Annotated in this window: 16 protein-coding genes; 1 reads left to right on the top strand and 15 read right to left on the bottom strand. The window is 36.7% G+C overall.

The genetic code is table 11. The features are described from left to right. Positions 1 to 81 precede the first annotated feature (81 nt). The 5 genes from ACWNMZ_RS08620 to ACWNMZ_RS08600 all read right to left on the bottom strand — a co-directional run bounded on the left by ACWNMZ_RS08620 (position 82) and on the right by ACWNMZ_RS08600 (position 3,807). Complete coding sequence (locus ACWNMZ_RS08620; protein ID WP_031540674.1) at positions 82 to 330, bottom strand: HPr family phosphocarrier protein; 249 nt, start codon at positions 328 to 330, stop codon at positions 82 to 84. 173 nt (positions 331 to 503) lie between these two features. Further along, on the bottom strand, positions 504 to 1,448 hold the full coding sequence (gene whiA, locus ACWNMZ_RS08615; protein ID WP_031540673.1) for a DNA-binding protein WhiA: 945 nt from the start codon (positions 1,446 to 1,448) through the stop codon (positions 504 to 506). A gap of 44 nt (positions 1,449 to 1,492) precedes the next feature. Beyond that, positions 1,493 to 2,449, bottom strand: coding sequence for a gluconeogenesis factor YvcK family protein (locus ACWNMZ_RS08610; protein WP_031540672.1), 957 nt, complete (start codon positions 2,447 to 2,449; stop codon positions 1,493 to 1,495). Continuing rightward, on the bottom strand, positions 2,446 to 3,327 hold the full coding sequence (gene rapZ / locus ACWNMZ_RS08605) for an RNase adapter RapZ (RefSeq protein WP_031540671.1): 882 nt from the start codon (positions 3,325 to 3,327) through the stop codon (positions 2,446 to 2,448). Before rapZ ends, ACWNMZ_RS08610 begins: the two co-directional genes overlap by 4 nt. A 21-nt stretch (positions 3,328 to 3,348) precedes the next feature. Further along, a complete protein-coding gene (locus ACWNMZ_RS08600) occupies positions 3,349 to 3,807 on the bottom strand; it encodes an NUDIX hydrolase (RefSeq protein WP_031540670.1) in 459 nt (152 codons plus the stop codon). A 196-nt stretch (positions 3,808 to 4,003) separates the two neighbouring features. Here ACWNMZ_RS08600 and ACWNMZ_RS08595 point away from each other — a divergent pair, with 196 nt between their 5' ends. Beyond that, positions 4,004 to 4,513, top strand: coding sequence for a nuclease-related domain-containing protein (locus ACWNMZ_RS08595; protein WP_152910850.1), 510 nt, complete (start codon positions 4,004 to 4,006; stop codon positions 4,511 to 4,513). 696 nt (positions 4,514 to 5,209) lie between these two features. On the opposite strand, the gene trxB is transcribed toward ACWNMZ_RS08595, so the two are convergent. The 10 genes from trxB to ACWNMZ_RS08545 form a co-directional block, all read right to left on the bottom strand. Then, positions 5,210 to 6,160, bottom strand: a complete 951-nt coding sequence (gene trxB / locus ACWNMZ_RS08590; RefSeq protein ID WP_031540669.1) for a thioredoxin-disulfide reductase — start codon at positions 6,158 to 6,160, stop codon at positions 5,210 to 5,212. Between the two features lie 657 nt (positions 6,161 to 6,817). Beyond that, positions 6,818 to 8,335 (bottom strand): tetratricopeptide repeat protein, encoded by a 1,518-nt coding sequence (locus ACWNMZ_RS08585; protein ID WP_251629514.1) that lies wholly within the window; start codon positions 8,333 to 8,335, stop codon positions 6,818 to 6,820. Positions 8,336 to 8,607: 272 nt separating this feature from the next. Then, positions 8,608 to 9,252 carry a bifunctional phosphoribosyl-AMP cyclohydrolase/phosphoribosyl-ATP diphosphatase HisIE gene (gene hisIE, locus ACWNMZ_RS08580; RefSeq protein WP_031540666.1) on the bottom strand — a complete coding sequence of 215 codons (645 nt, stop codon included), beginning with the start codon at positions 9,250 to 9,252 and terminating at the stop codon, positions 8,608 to 8,610. After that, a complete protein-coding gene (gene hisF, locus ACWNMZ_RS08575) occupies positions 9,249 to 10,007 on the bottom strand; it encodes an imidazole glycerol phosphate synthase subunit HisF (protein WP_031540665.1) in 759 nt (252 codons plus the stop codon). Before hisF ends, hisIE begins: the two co-directional genes overlap by 4 nt. Positions 10,008 to 10,051: 44 nt before the next feature. Next, entirely contained in the window at positions 10,052 to 10,780 is a 729-nt protein-coding gene (hisA, locus tag ACWNMZ_RS08570) for a 1-(5-phosphoribosyl)-5-[(5-phosphoribosylamino)methylideneamino]imidazole-4-carboxamide isomerase (RefSeq protein ID WP_109769007.1), read from the bottom strand. A gap of 6 nt (positions 10,781 to 10,786) precedes the next feature. Beyond that, positions 10,787 to 11,410 (bottom strand): imidazole glycerol phosphate synthase subunit HisH, encoded by a 624-nt coding sequence (gene hisH / locus ACWNMZ_RS08565; RefSeq protein ID WP_031540663.1) that lies wholly within the window; start codon positions 11,408 to 11,410, stop codon positions 10,787 to 10,789. Beyond that, entirely contained in the window at positions 11,411 to 11,998 is a 588-nt protein-coding gene (gene hisB / locus ACWNMZ_RS08560) for an imidazoleglycerol-phosphate dehydratase HisB (protein ID WP_031540662.1), read from the bottom strand. Positions 11,999 to 12,180: 182 nt separating this feature from the next. Next, the gene (gene hisD / locus ACWNMZ_RS08555; protein ID WP_031540661.1) at positions 12,181 to 13,446 is read right to left on the bottom strand and encodes a histidinol dehydrogenase; all 1,266 of its coding nucleotides are present in this window, start codon (positions 13,444 to 13,446) and stop codon (positions 12,181 to 12,183) included. 19 nt (positions 13,447 to 13,465) lie between these two features. Continuing rightward, on the bottom strand, positions 13,466 to 14,110 hold the full coding sequence (gene hisG, locus ACWNMZ_RS08550; protein WP_031540660.1) for an ATP phosphoribosyltransferase: 645 nt from the start codon (positions 14,108 to 14,110) through the stop codon (positions 13,466 to 13,468). Continuing rightward, on the bottom strand, positions 14,107 to 15,291 hold the full coding sequence (locus ACWNMZ_RS08545; RefSeq protein ID WP_235252204.1) for an ATP phosphoribosyltransferase regulatory subunit: 1,185 nt from the start codon (positions 15,289 to 15,291) through the stop codon (positions 14,107 to 14,109). Before ACWNMZ_RS08545 ends, hisG begins: the two co-directional genes overlap by 4 nt. Positions 15,292 to 15,331: the final 40 nt, after the last annotated feature.

The following is a 15,331-nucleotide window of genomic DNA, read 5'->3' as shown; positions in this document are numbered from 1 at the left end:
CAAATAAACTTAATAAAAAGGCTGTTCCTAGGTAGGGAACAGCCTTTTTATATATAAGGAGAGTTTTTATTTATCAAATAATCACTTAAGCAAATCTTTTAATTTCTGAAGCGCTTCCACCTCGTCGCTACCATCAACAATAAGTTTAATTGTCGCTCCAGAATTTATCGCTAGGCCCATTATCCCCATAATGCTTTTTGCATTTACCTTTCTTCCATCCTTTTCAATAAATACTTCTGATAAATAATTACTTGCCTCCTGTACAAATAAAGCAGCAGGTCTCGCTTGAAGTCCCGCTTTTAGGCCAACTGTTATTTCTTGTTCCACCATCGAACTTCCTCCCCTTTAACAAAGTAGTAATATATCTATTATACAAGGAAAATAAGTTTTTTGCTCTATCCAAGGGGAATAAAATTCAGTTTAAAGAAACTTTTCTGATAATATTTTCACACACAAAAAAATGGATAATATATATCCCTGTCTTTATATATTATCCATTTCTTTTATTTAACTGCTTCTCCACGACGTAGTGCATCTGCAATTTCATCAATTTTTCTTAAACGATGATTGATTCCAGATTTACTTATATTTCCAGAAGATACCATTTCCCCTAATTCTTTTAGGGTTACATCTTGATACGCAACTCGCAACTCTGCAATTTCTCTTAGCTTATCTGGAAGAATTTGCAAACCAACCGTTTTATCGATAAAACGGATATTCTCAACTTGTCTTAATGCAGCCCCAATTGTTTTATTTAAATTGGCTGTTTCACAATTGACCAATCGATTAACAGAATTTCGCATGTCTCTAACAATTCGTATGTCTTCAAAGCGAAGAAGTGCTCCATGTGCACCAATAATATTAAGGAACTCCGTAATTTTTTCCGCTTCTTTTAAATAAGCAATAAACCCTTTTTTTCTTTCTAGAGTCTTACTTTTTAACCCAAAAGTATTCATTAAATCACTAAGGGCAATGATATGCTCTTTATATAAGGATGCTATTTCAAGATGATAGGAAGATGTTTCTGGGTTATTTACAGAGCCGCCTGCTAAAAAGGCCCCTCTTAAATAAGACCGTTTACAGCATTTCTTCTTAATTAGCTCTGGGGAGATTTCATGCGTAAACACAAAGCCTTCTTTCAGAATACTTAATTCCTCCAGCACTTCCTTCCCATGATTAGAAATCCGCACAATATATACATTGTTCTTTTTTAAGCGCATTTTTTTACGAACTAGTAATTCAACTGGTATATCGAAATACCGTTTTATCAAGGTATAGATTCTTCTAGCTATAGCCGCATTCTCTGTTTGTATATTTACAACTAGCCTCTGGTTGGAAAAGGAAAGAGTCCCGTTCATTTGTATCAGTGCTGATAATTCTGCTTTTCCACAGCAATTTTTGGCTTCAATTGTTGTCAATTCTTTTTTTGTTTCTGACGCAAAAGACATGTCCTTCCCCCCTTTTTAGAAAAAAGCAGATGCAATTTAATCCATTATTCAATTATCGAATAAAGAATTTTCGCCATTTCAACAGTATTATGGCGAATAACACCTTGATCAAGCTTGATGATATCGCCAGCTATCACATCTAGCTCCATCCGTTCTAGCCGTTTTATATCAAAAACCACAGGCTTTGCTTTTTCTTCATCATATCTTTGTTGTACACTTGCTGGGATATTCGTTTTGTTCACGATAATCGTGTCGATAAATGGTTGTTCAACATGTTCATATAATGCCTTCACATGATCACTTGCCGTATAATCTAACGTTTCTCCAGCTTGTGTCATTATATTGCATATATATACTCTTTTCGCTTTCGCTTCTAGAACGGCTTCCTTAATTTCTTTGACAACCAAATTCGGCAAGATACTCGTATATAAGCTTCCAGGGCCAATTACAATTAGATCTGCTTGCTGGATAGCATGAATGGTTTCAGGAAGCGGAGCAGAATCCTCTGGAGTTAGAAATACTCTCTTTATTTTTTTCCCAGCTTCCGGAATACTCGATTCTCCAACAACAACCGTCCCATCTTCCATTAATGCATTTAAGATAACACTATGACTTGTTGCAGGTAATACTTTACCACGAACATTAAGTACTTTGCTCATTTCTTGAATCGCATAGGTAAAATTACCAGTAATGGAAGTCATTGCAGCTAAAATTAAATTACCTAATGAATGCCCATCTAAATCTTTACTATTAGTGAATCGATGCTGAAACATTTCCTCCACTAATGGCTCCACATCTGATAGTGCTGCTAATACATTGCGAATATCTCCTGGAGCAGGGATATCAAGATCCTCTCTTAATCTTCCAGAGCTTCCTCCGTCATCAGCTACCGTTACGATTGCTGTTATATCCACTGGATATTTTTTCAATCCTCGTAAAAGTACAGAAAGGCCTGTTCCTCCCCCGATGATTACTATTCTTGGCTGTTCCTTTTCACTCATGCCTGCTGGTCCTTTCTCCTCTCCATATCACGGTGAGCAATAGCAATATTATATTCTTTTTCAAAATGATGTCCAATATATTCTGCTAACGCAACAGAGCGGTGCTGACCCCCAGTGCAGCCAATCGCAATAACTAGCTGCGACTTTCCTTCTCTCTTATATTGGGGCAGCATGAACGTTAACAAATCAATTACTTTTTCTAGAAACTGACCTGTCTCTGTCCATTTCAACACATAACTAGATACTTCTACATCTAAACCAGTTTTCGGTCTCATATGCTCCACGTAATGAGGGTTTGGTAAAAAACGCACATCAAATACTAAATCTGCATCAATAGGAAGTCCATGCTTAAATCCAAAACTCATCACATTTACAGTAAAGATGGATTGTTTATTAACAGAGAACTCTTTTAAAATCTTTTCACGTAGTTCTCTGGGAGAGCTTTGTGATGTATTATAAATAATTTGAGCTCTTCCTTTTAACTCTTCTAACATTTCTCTTTCCATTTTAATTCCTTCTAAAGGAAGTCCAGACGGTGCAAGGGGATGAACTCTTCTTGTCTCCTTATACCTTCTAACTAGCGCGCTGTCATCAGCATCTAGAAAAAGGATCTTAGGTACAACCCAGGAATTTGCTAAATCGTCTAGGGCAGTGAATAAATCATCAAAAAATTCTCTGCCTCTTAAATCCATCCCAAGAGCAACCTTATTCATCTTATTCTCAGACTCTTTCATAAGTTCAAGAAACTTTGGCAAAAGAGTTGGAGGTAGGTTATCTACACAAAAAAATCCTAAATCCTCAAAGCTTTGGATAACAACTGTCTTTCCTGCTCCTGACATTCCTGTGATGATTACGATTTGTGGCTCACTTGCACTCATTTTTATTCCCCCTATAAATCTTTAGCTTGGATCTAATCGGTAACTAATTAATTCAAAATCAGGTGTATAAGTAAATGTCCCATAGATAATTCCATTCCCATGGATCATGTAGTCTAATATATGATAATCGCCTTCAGCCATTGGCAAGTTTTTCACATTATCTAAATCATGCCAGACGATTTTCCCTTCAGCTGATTCATCTACATTGACACCATCAGCGTTCGTAGAGAAAAAGGTGAACATCATCCACTCCGACACAATCTTATCTCCATCCTTAATAATAAAGGTAAAAATCCCTTTTATGTTCGGATTTCTTAAATAAATACCTGTTTCTTCTCTATACTCACGAATACAGGAATCTCGTACAGATTCTCCTGGCTCCATTTTGCCACCTGGCGCTACCCACCAACCACGTCTTGGCTTCTGTAATAACAATACTTTATTATCTTTAAGTAACAAACAATTCGTCACACGTTGCAAATTATTCACCCCGATTTTCTCTGTATGTAGGCACTTCTTTTATCCATTCCTTTTATTATACTATTATTGTCATGCCCTCACAATAAATTGCCTTTTCCAATTAGGAAGGATTCTTCATTCATTACGGAGAATGAATGATATAATCTTTTGAAAAGGATGTGTATTGTTCTTGTATATTAATTTTATAAAAAAGAGTTTGAAATTAAGAAAAATGGAAGCTCTCTTACAACGCGGAGGTAAAGATTGGACCATCAAAAAAGATGTCTATATTCATTTACGAGGCTATAAAGGTGAAAAGGAACTAACCTACTACCTTGATTTTATACCAGATAAAGAATGCTTTATTATTCATAATCTTCGTTTATATAATGGTAAATCTTATTTTCAAATAGACTATCTCCTGCTGACTCGTTTCTTTTTTGTCATTATTGACTGTAAAAACTACTTAGGCACATTAATTTTTGATACAACCTTAAACCAGTTTACTCGAATTAGAAATAATCAAGAAGGGGGATACTTAGATCCTATCTCCCAAGTAAATAGATTAAAGCGACAATTAGAGCATTTCTTACAAAAACACCACTTTACCATTCCCCCCATTGAACCCCTCGTTATTATTTCTAAACCCTCTACAATCATAAAAGGAAATCCCTCCATAAAAAATCATGTTCTTCACAGCCATAGTTTTCTTGATAAATGGGATTAGTTACAAAGAAAATATAAAGTAAATGTTATAGATGAAAAAAGCCTACTCAAAATCTCCAAATTTCTTCGCAAGCATCATACCTCGGAAAACACTAATATATTGGAAAAATACCGAATAAACAAAAAAGACATTATAACAGGTGTTCAATGCCCTCACTGTAAAGCATTTGCGATGATAAGAAAAATGCGTAACTGGTTTTGTCCATCATGTTCCACATTTGATAAACTGGCTCATATAAAAGCAGTAGAGGATTATTTCCTCTTAATCAAACCTTCTATTACCAGTAAGGAATTTCTTGAATTTGTCCATATTACATCCAAAGATACCGCTAATCGGCTTCTTGTTTCAATGAAATTACCTTATACAGGTGAAAATCGAGGGAGAATTTATTACCCTTCGAAAGATTTTTTTGAATGAAAAGAAGTATTTGTATCATTTAACGTGATATGCACTAAAATTATTGAGTTATTCGTGAAAAAAAGTGAAGTATTCGCGAAAACCTCGAAGTTATTCGCGAAAGTTACCATTTATCAGCCAAACCAAAAATCTGCCCAAGCAAAAAAAGGCATAGGCTGTATAAGCCTATGCTAAAAAATATATCTTAAAAGGGGGTCAATTTCTACTTATATGATACCCCAAATATGTTTCACTACTGTTACATTCCAATTAAAACGGAATGACACTTTTAAGAAGTGGTTATGCTTGTTGTTTTAATGATTCTGCTAACTCTTCCACATAATGCTGAGCGCTTTGGGCAGCGATACTTCCGTCACCAGTTGCAGTAACAATTTGGCGAAGTGTCTTTTCACGAATGTCACCAGCCGCAAATATACCTGGTACTTTCGTTTCCATTTGATCGTCTGTTTCAATATAACCATTTTCATTGGTAATTCCTAAGCTTTCAAATGGTTTAGATAATGGAACCATGCCAATGTAAATAAACACGCCGTCAGCCTCTAGCTCTTGCTCTGTTTGATCTAAAGTGGAAACAAGTGTCACACTGCCCACTTTCCCATCCTTTTCATTAATTGCTTTAATCGTATGATTCCAAATAAAGTCAACCTTTTCATTATCAAACGCTCTTTTTTGAAGAATTTTCTGTGCTCTTAATTCATCGCGTCTGTGTACAATCGTCACCTGTGATGCAAAACGAGTCAAGTATACACCTTCTTCAACTGCTGAATCTCCTCCGCCGATAACAAATAGACGCTTATTCTTAAAGAACGCACCATCACATACAGCACAGTAAGAGACACCGCGACCTCCTAATTCTTTTTCACCTGGTACGCCAACCTTTTTATATTCTGCACCTGTAGAAATAATAATAGATCTTGCTTTAAATTCTTTTGAACCAGCTTTCACTGTTTTGTATTCTTTTCCATCCACTATTTCTTTAATATCACCATAAGCATATTCAGCACCGAATTTCTTTGCATGATTAAACATTTTATTGGATAGGTCTGGGCCTAAGATACTTTCAAATCCAGGAAAGTTTTCCACTTCTTCTGTATTCGCCATCTGTCCACCAGGTATTCCTCTTTCTATCATTAATGTAGAAAGATTGGCACGAGAAGTATAAACAGCAGCTGTCATTCCAGCTGGTCCTGCCCCAATAATAACAACATCATAAATTTTTTCTTCTGTCATTTTCAAAAACTCCTTTTCCCATTAACTAACGCATTTATTATACTAAATAAACGCTTAGATAAAAGAATCAATCTTTAAATTAATTTCTATTTCTTATTATAAGTATGATTATCTATTACTATCCTATAAAACCAATCCCCTATCCGTCCAAAAATCTGCTCAAACTCGAAAAATTTTCAAAAATAGCTGTATATTCATTTACGGATAGCAATCTAGGATAGAATTTATTGGAATTTATGTAGTCCCCCTATTTTTCCCACTCTTTATTATGTAATTTCTAAAAGATTTATATCAAATCCTTTAGTTTCTTGACCTCATTTTCTAAAATTAGTCTCCGCTCCCGTAATTCTTCTTCTTCCTTCAAAAGTTCGTCTAATTGATTAGTTAAAACTTGGTAAACATGATCGTCTTCATTAGCATTCTTGCCATCGCAAATGGCTTTTACCTTTATAGAAAAATAAATATCATTCACCCTATTATTAGATTAATTATAACTCTTTTTATCATCTATTTAATCATTTAATTCATTTCAACTGCTATTAAAATACATCCCTAAAGCAACCTAAAAAAAGAAGCAGCTAAATTCTATCCGAATTAAACTGCTTCTATAAGGAATTATTTTTCATTAAACGCATAAAACATCCTAAATGATAGATATTAACTATAGATAGGTTGCATATAATCCTTCAGTGACTTTATATATTTCTGTAATGTTGAAGTAGAGAGTCCATACTGATCGGCAATTTCTTGCTGGGTCTTTTTTGTCTCACGAGTTTGATTCCATAAATAATCGATAGCTGCTGCACTGGCAATGCAATTTTTATATAAAGTACCGGCTGTTTGCATTTCCATGATTGCTGAAAACCATAGTAGATATAAGCTAGTTTCTTCTGTTCCAATTGGATGATAGTTCGTATAAATTTGCTCTGCTGTATGATGTGCAACATATAGGAACGGATCCTCTATTTCAGTACCAGTCTTCACAAAGGCTAAATAATCTTGTTCTAATTTCGTTGAACAATTCTTTAACTGCATAGCAGATGAAGAAAGAATTTTTTCCTTTTGACTAGATACAGAAGTTAAGAATGTCGCAAACAATCGTTCCTCTACATGATTGCTGTCAAATCTTTTCAGAATAGAGCTAAGATGCTCCTCAAATCCACTAACCTTATAATCCAAATTATTCCATGGTTCTTGTCCTTCTTTTTCTGGCTGCTGCTCCAATACTTTTTTCCATGCTTTTTTTGCCGTTTGCTTATTTCCTGTGTTATACGCGGAATACGATAACCAATAGTAAAAAGAACTGTCTCCTTGGAATCCTTGTTTATAAATCTTCTTCAACCAAAAATACGCCGTGTCATACTCGCCAATAAGTGCGAAAGTAGTGCCTAGTTTGAATTGATGATCAATAGAAATAGGGTTGATTTTTCTTAAAATAGCTGCCATTTCCGCAACATGAGCATCGTTATTTTGATAATAGGCAAATACTAGCTTATTACATAAAGCATGTAAGTTTCCTATATTCTGAGTCAATACATGCTCTAAAATTTCGCTAGCCTTTTCCGATTGACCAAGATAAAAATGAGCTAAAGCTAAATTATTATAGGCCGACCAATACTCTGGATAATCTTGAATCACTTTCGTCAGCACTTCTACAGCCTTTGCAAAGTTACCAGACTCAAGCAATGCTCTTGCCTGCTCCTGTCTTGTAATAAGATCTTCTTCCTCGTAGGCTTCTTCTTCCTCAAGCTCATCGGATTCCAAAGAAAGAACCTCCATTAGGTCTTCCGTATCCTCTACAAACTCCCCATCTTTATCCAGACTTAAATAGAGTTTTGCATGATAATATGCATCTTTAAAAAATCCTAAATGGGCATAATTATTCGCTAGGAAATAATAACACTCAACCATACCCTCATCTAATTCTTCAATAATATCATGGAGAAGTTCATTTGATTTTTGATATTCTCCAACATCTGCATAAACGACTGCAAGCTGACACGCAATCATTGGTTCTCCTGGCTCCAACGCCAGTGCTCTTTGCAAATATTTAAGGGATTTATAATAATCTCTTTGATGGTATGCTTTAATTCCTTTGTTAAAATAAAATTCGCCTGTAGGATTAAATGTAATAAGTTTACCCACTGGTTGTACTCTACTTGAGTTTTTATTCATAAATCCTCCAATATATATATGTTCCCTTATAAAGCAAGAGATAAATAGCATGCTAAAATAAATGGTTATTGTTAACTAAACAATTATACCATATTAAGTTCATTTCGGAGAAGAGTCAATCCTATTTTGGAAAAAAAGTGTATGAATTTAAAGCAGAAATTTGTTGGTAGGAAAAAGGGGTCGGAATAACTTTTCGATGAAGCCATTCACGTACAAGCAAAAAGTAAAAAGGCTCATTCTTCTTAATCGAATGGGCCTCTTTTTCTATCTCTTTACTTACCTTGCTTCTCTTCATGACGTGCTTCCAATACATTTAAAATTTCAGAAAATGGAAGTTTTTGCTCTCTTAATAGGACGAATAAATGATAAAGAAGATCGGATGCTTCCCATTTCAATTCCTCTGAATCGCGATTTTTCGCAGCAATAATAACTTCTGCTGCTTCTTCTCCGACTTTCTTCAGAATCTTATCTACCCCTTTTTCAAATAAATACGTTGTATATGTACCTTCAGGACGATTTCTATCTCTTTCTTCAATAACTTTCTCTAAGTTAGCCAGAATCTGATAATCTGCAGATACTTTTTTAACTGCTTCTTTATTTTGATAAATGCTCTCTATAAAACAGCTTGTTGTTCCATTATGGCAAGCAGGACCAGCTGGATTGGTGAATACTACTAATGCATCTTGATCGCAATCATATTTAATCTCTACAATTTGCTGTGTATTGCCACTTGTTGCCCCTTTATGCCAAAGTTCTTGTCTAGAACGGCTATAAAACCAAGTCTCCCCTGTTTGTAAGGATTTTTCTAAGGATTCTTTATTCATATAAGCAAGTGTTAACACTTCTTTCGTAGTAGCATCCTGTACAATAGCAGGAATTAATCCTTTTTCATCAAATTTCAATTCCTCTACATTCATCTGACAAGCACTCCCTTTTCCTTCAAATATTCCTTTACTTCATGAACAGATGTTTCTTTATAGTGAAAAATAGAAGCAGCCAGCGCAGCATCAGCTTTTCCCTCTTTAAACGCTTCTTCAAAATGGGCAGCATTTCCAGCTCCTCCTGAAGCAATAACAGGAACAGAAACAGCCTCACTCACTGCTTTTGTTAATGCTAGATTAAAGCCATTTTTCTCTCCATCCGAATCCATGCTTGTTAATAGGATTTCACCTGCTCCAAGTTCTACCACTTCTTTTGCCCACGTAATAACATCTTTATCAACTGGATTTCTACCACCATGTGTATATACCCGCCATGATTCAAGTGCTGCATCATATTTTGCATCAATCGCAACTACAATACATTGAGAACCAAAAAAATTAGCCCCTTCTTCAATCAAAGATGGATTTAGCACTGCAGCTGTATTTAATGATACCTTATCCGCACCCGCACGAAGAATTTTTTTCATATCCTCTAATGAATGAATGCCTCCTCCAACAGTAAAAGGAATAGCAAGCTGGGATGCCACTTCCATTACTACTTCTACCATTGTCTTTCTACCTTCATGGGAAGCAGATATATCGAGAAATACCAATTCATCTGCTCCTTGTTCATCATAAAAGCGCGCTAATTCAACTGGATCTCCTGCATCTCTTAATTGAACAAATTGGATTCCTTTTACAACCCGTCCATCTTTAACATCCAAACATGGAATAATTCGCTTTGTTAACATTTTAAAACCCCTCTCACAATGAGCTTGTCGAAATGTTTCTTCCGCTAGTACATTTTCCCCAAAGCTTCTTCTAGTGTGAACCTTCCTTCATATAACGCCTTGCCTATAATCGCACCGCCAACACCCTTAGAGTGTATCTCTTTCAGCCGCTTAAGATCTTCTATACTACTTACTCCACCTGATGCAATCACTTCTTTTTTTGTTGCCAAAGCCATTTCTTCAATTGCCTCTATATTTGGGCCACTCAACATGCCATCTGTTGCAATATCCGTAAAAATAAAGGTCTCGGCTCCTGCTTCTGCAAATCGTTTCCCCAACTCTACAGCTTTCACCTCAGAGGTCGACAGCCATCCATGTGTCGCTACAAGTCCATTTTTCGCATCGATTCCAATGGCAATTCCCTTTCCATATTTCCGAATCATCTCCATCGCAAATTCTGGATTGGAAACAGCAACACTGCCGAGTATTACTCTCGTTACCCCATTTTCTAAATAGTGAACAATATCTTCCTCTTGTCTAATGCCTCCTCCAATTTGCACTTTCACACCTAATTTTTTTGCTGCATCAATAACAAATTGGTCGTTTACTCTTTTGCCATCTTTTGCACCATCTAAATCAACCATATGTATCCATTTAGCACCCTGCTCAACAAAGCTCTTGGCCATATCAAACGGTGAATCACCATAGATTGTTTCTTTATCATAGTCCCCTTGTAGCAAACGGACACATTTTCCGCCCCGCATATCAATAGCAGGATATAAGGTAAAGGTCATGTAAGTTCATCCTTCCTGTATTAAACTAGCAAAATTGCTTAATAAATGCATACCCAATTTACTACTTTTCTCTGGATGAAACTGCATGCCATATACATTGTTTCTTCCCACTACTGCTGGTACCTCTTTATCATAGGAACAGCTCGCGATGATTACTTCGTCTTTTGTATCTGCATAATAGGAGTGCACAAAATAAACAAAATCATCGTCCCTATTTGGTGCTATTGATGACTCTTTCTTAAAATGAAGCTTGTTCCAGCCCATATGAGGTACCTTATATGCTGAACCATCTTCTGCTATTCCAGGAAAACGAACTACTTTTCCAGGCAATAATTTCAAGCCTTCACTGTAGCCATGCTCCTCACTCGACTCAAACAATAGCTGCATTCCAAGACATATTCCTAAAAAAGGCTTGCCACTGTCAACAAATGTGTCAATCATCTCCGCTAAGCCAGTCTCCTTTAGCTTTGCCATCGCATCTTTAAATGCACCCACGCCAGGAAGAATTAATGCATCTGCGTTTAACAAAGCTTCTTTGTCCTCTGAAATAAAATAAGGAGCATTTAATCGTTCCAGTGCTTTACTCACACTGAACAAATTTCCCATTCCATAATCAATAATCCCGATCATTTACAGCATCCCTTTCGTCGAAGGAATCCCCTTGATTCTAGGGTCAATTGTCGTAGCTTCATCTAGTGCACGAGCCATCGCTTTAAAAATCGCTTCAATCATATGATGAGTATTGTGTCCGTAATGTAAAATAACATGAAGATTCATTCTAGCTTCTAATGCAAATTTCCATAGAAATTCATGGACAAGTTCGGTATCAAACGTCCCAACTTTATCACTTGGAAATTCAGCACGAAATTCTAGATGCGGTCTATTACTTAAATCTATTACTACTTGCGCTAACGTATCATCCATTGGTACAAAGCTATTTCCATATCGTTTTATGCCCTTTTTATCACCAAGAGCATCCTTCAGCGCCATTCCAAGACATATTCCAATATCTTCTGTAGTATGGTGATCATCTACTTCAATATCGCCATTTGCTTGTACCGTCAAATTAAATTGACCGTGTTTTGTAAATAAATCTAGCATGTGATTCATAAATGGTACGCCTGTATCGATTTCAGAAACTCCTTCTCCGTCTATATTTAAAGATAACTGAATGTTTGTTTCTCCTGTTTTTCTATTGATTGCAGCGGTTCTTCCCATATTCCTTCCTCCTTTTTGTATAGTAACCTTGAAAGATATCTTTCTATTTGGCGGCAGTTCGCTTGCCCCTTAGAGTCTTCCCATTATCGCTAATCCCATAGCCGAATGACCGTACCTCCACTTTATCTTTGCTGCTAAGGTCACTATCGTCATTCTTTGTCAAAACTATCGATACTAATTATTTACTTATCGCGGGCTTCTATTGCTCTTGCATGGGCTTCTAACCCTTCTAATCGTGCAAATTTAGCTATTTTTGGGGCATTTTCGCGAAATGCTGCTTCACTGTATTGGATAACACTAGATTTTTTTTGAAAATCATCTACATTTAATGGATTAGAGAATCTTGCTGTACCATTTGTCGGCAATACATGGTTCGTTCCTGCAAAGTAATCGCCGACTGGTTCTGAACTATATCTTCCAAGAAAGATGGAACCTGCATGGCGAATCTTTTCCAGAATATCAGACGGATTTTCTGTGATTATTTCTAAATGTTCTGGGGCAATTGTATTAATGATTGTCACAGCTTCTTCCAGTGTGTTTACAACGACAATAAATCCATATTGATCTATTGATTTTTTCGCTATTTCTTTTCGCGGCAAATCACTTAACTGTATTTCTACTTCTTTCGAAACCTCTTCTGCTAATTTTGGAGAAGTAGTCACAAGAACAGATGAAGCTCTTTCATCATGCTCTGCCTGTGATAATAAATCTGCTGCTATTTCTTTTGCTCTGGCCGTTTCATCTGCTATTATCGCAATTTCACTTGGACCAGCAATCATATCAATGGCAACATCTCCAAAAACTTCTCGTTTTGCAAGGGCTACAAAGATATTCCCAGGACCAACAATTTTATCGACCTTTTCAATCGATTCTGTTCCATAGGCTAAAGCAGCAATCCCCTGTGCTCCTCCCACTTTATAAATTTCCTTAACTCCTGCAATATCTGCTGCTACTAGTACTGCAGGAGGAAGTGTTCCGTTTTCACTTGGTGGAGATACCATTACAATCCGATTCACTCCTGCAACAATTGCTGGAATTACATTCATTAATACAGATGAAGGATAGGCTGCCGTTCCGCCTGGCACATATACACCAACTGAATCTAAAGGCAGAATTCTTTGACCAAGGATTGATCCATTTTCTTGTGTGAAACTCCATGAAGTTTTTAGCTGCTTTTGATGGTAATCTTTAATGTTTGCAGCTGCCTCCTTGATAATAGAAATCATATCCTTTTCAACATTATCGTAGGCAACCGCAATCTCTTCTTCCCTTACAAGAAGACTTGATAGATTTGCTCCATCCCATTTTTTTGTATATTCGATTAATGCTTGATCACCATTTCTTTTTACGTTTTCCATTATGTCGATAACGGCTTTTCTCTGCTCTACTGTTCCAGCATCAACAGAACGTTTTAAGCTAATATTCTCTATATCTTTCACAATCCTCATCTCGAAATCCCCTTTCCCTTTATTTCGATAATAGCTTCGTATTTACGACTTGTTGAAGCCTTGCAACTAATTCACCAATTCGTAAATCCTTCAATCGATAGCTTGCAGGATTTACAATTAATCTTGAAGTAATATCTACTATTCTTTCGTATTCTACTAGTCCATTTTCTACCAATGTTTTTCCTGTTGAAACAATATCAACAATTCGGTCCGTCAACCCAATAATAGGCGCAAGCTCAATCGAACCATTCAGCTTAATGATTTCTACTTGAGACCCTTGCTCCCGAAAATAAGCAGCTGCTACATTCGGATACTTTGTCGCAATCCTTGGCGCGATTTCATTAAGCTCTGTATTTGGAAGACCCGCCACTGCCAAATAGCAGGCACTAATATGTAGGTCTAGCAGTTCATATACATCTCTTTCTTCTTCCAGCATGACATCTTTCCCAGCAATCCCTAAATCGGCTACGCCATGCTCCACATAAGTTGGTACATCCATTGGTTTTGCCAAGATAAAGCGGAAGTTTTCTTCTTCTACATCAATGATTAATTTCCGGGAGTCATCAAATTCAGCAGGTAAACGAAAGCCTGCATCTCTTAATAAGTCAGCCGCCTCTTCGAATATCCTTCCCTTTGGCATGGCGATAGTTAGCATATCGTTCATTTGACAACCTCCATTCCTTTTTTCCCAACTAATAGCGTAATTTCACTGTATTGCTTCGTACAAGCATCTACATCTTTTACCCCATTAATATCTTGCGTAATGACATGGATTCCTGCTTTCCTCTTCTCCTGAGCCAATTGGAAAGCTTCTTTTCTGCGCTCATTACTAAATAAAATACACTCTATTGTTGCTGTTTTTTCCACTTTCCCAAGTGCTTCTAATAATCGGTCAACTCGAATAGCAAAACCAGTTGCTCCCGTTCTTTTTCCGAATTTCTCTAATAATAAATCATAGCGGCCACCACTGCCGATATGAAAACCTACACCCTCAGCATATACTTCATACACAATCCCAGTATAGTAGCTCATATGACTAACAAGGGATAAATCAAATGTCACTCTATCTGCCACTTCATAATCAACAAGGATTTCCCAAAGCTGCTTTAAGTCGTCAATTGCTTTCGCCCCTTGACCGCCTTCAATCAATTGATAAGCAAGTTCAATCACTTCTTCTCCGCCTCTAAGCTGCAAGAAATCATTTAATCGCTGCTTATCAATGCTCGATAAAGAAAGCTTTTCCACATGCTGGCGATACCCCACATAATTTTTTTCATACAAATATTTCGTTAGACTCTCTGCTCTTTCTTTCGTTCCCAGGATTTGTTGAAAGAAGGACTGCACAAAGCCAATATGTCCTACTGAAACTTGATACTCCTTCACGCCTGCTTGTTGAAGAGTAGAAACGAGTAAAGAAATCCCTTCCCCATCGGCACTAATTGTTTTATCACCGATATATTCAACCCCGATTTGCTCAAATTCAGCTGGCCTTCCACCCTCTCGCTGCTGTGCTCGAAAAACAGAGGCATTATAGGCAAGTCGCAATGGCAAGTCTTCTGTTAGAAGTTTAGAAGCTGCTACCCTCGCTATTGGGGCTGTCATATCTGGACGAAGGACTAGTGTATGTCCTTGCTGATCTAATAATTTAAAAAGTTGCTGATCTAAAATAGCAGACGCCGTTCCGACTGTTTCATAATATTCCAATGTTGGGGTTTCAATAAATTGGTATCCCCATTTCTTAATCTCTGTGTCCATCGATTGTTTTACTTTATATTTTCTTTCATATATGGCTGGTAATGTATCTCTCATGCCTAATGGCTTTTCAAACATAAATAAGCTACTCATCACTACACCTCATGTTTTAAAATTCCAAATGCTTTAGTTC

It is taken from the genome of Niallia sp. Marseille-Q9988 (assembly GCF_976954375.1).
This window is presented reverse-complemented; position numbering and strand designations above follow the sequence as displayed.

Excerpts from the sequence above, each read along its gene's own strand:
- rapZ (WP_031540671.1), bottom strand. The coding sequence starts at position 3,327 with ATGAGTGCAAGTGAGCCACAAATCGTAATCATCACAGGAATGTCAGGA.
- hisB (WP_031540662.1), bottom strand. The coding sequence starts at position 11,998 with ATGGGAAGAACCGCTGCAATCAATAGAAAAACAGGAGAAACAAACATT.
- hisF (WP_031540665.1), bottom strand. The coding sequence starts at position 10,007 with ATGTTAACAAAGCGAATTATTCCATGTTTGGATGTTAAAGATGGACGG.
- whiA (WP_031540673.1), bottom strand. The coding sequence starts at position 1,448 with ATGTCTTTTGCGTCAGAAACAAAAAAAGAATTGACAACAATTGAAGCC.
- ACWNMZ_RS08545 (WP_235252204.1), bottom strand. The coding sequence starts at position 15,291 with ATGAGTAGCTTATTTATGTTTGAAAAGCCATTAGGCATGAGAGATACA.
- hisIE (WP_031540666.1), bottom strand. The coding sequence starts at position 9,252 with ATGAATGTAGAGGAATTGAAATTTGATGAAAAAGGATTAATTCCTGCT.
- hisG (WP_031540660.1), bottom strand. The coding sequence starts at position 14,110 with ATGAACGATATGCTAACTATCGCCATGCCAAAGGGAAGGATATTCGAA.
- hisD (WP_031540661.1), bottom strand. The coding sequence starts at position 13,446 with ATGAGGATTGTGAAAGATATAGAGAATATTAGCTTAAAACGTTCTGTT.
- ACWNMZ_RS08610 (WP_031540672.1), bottom strand. The coding sequence starts at position 2,449 with ATGAGTGAAAAGGAACAGCCAAGAATAGTAATCATCGGGGGAGGAACA.
- trxB (WP_031540669.1), bottom strand. The coding sequence starts at position 6,160 with ATGACAGAAGAAAAAATTTATGATGTTGTTATTATTGGGGCAGGACCA.
- hisA (WP_109769007.1), bottom strand. The coding sequence starts at position 10,780 with ATGACCTTTACCTTATATCCTGCTATTGATATGCGGGGCGGAAAATGT.
- ACWNMZ_RS08620 (WP_031540674.1), bottom strand. The coding sequence starts at position 330 with ATGGTGGAACAAGAAATAACAGTTGGCCTAAAAGCGGGACTTCAAGCG.
- hisH (WP_031540663.1), bottom strand. The coding sequence starts at position 11,410 with ATGATCGGGATTATTGATTATGGAATGGGAAATTTGTTCAGTGTGAGT.
- ACWNMZ_RS08585 (WP_251629514.1), bottom strand. The coding sequence starts at position 8,335 with ATGAATAAAAACTCAAGTAGAGTACAACCAGTGGGTAAACTTATTACA.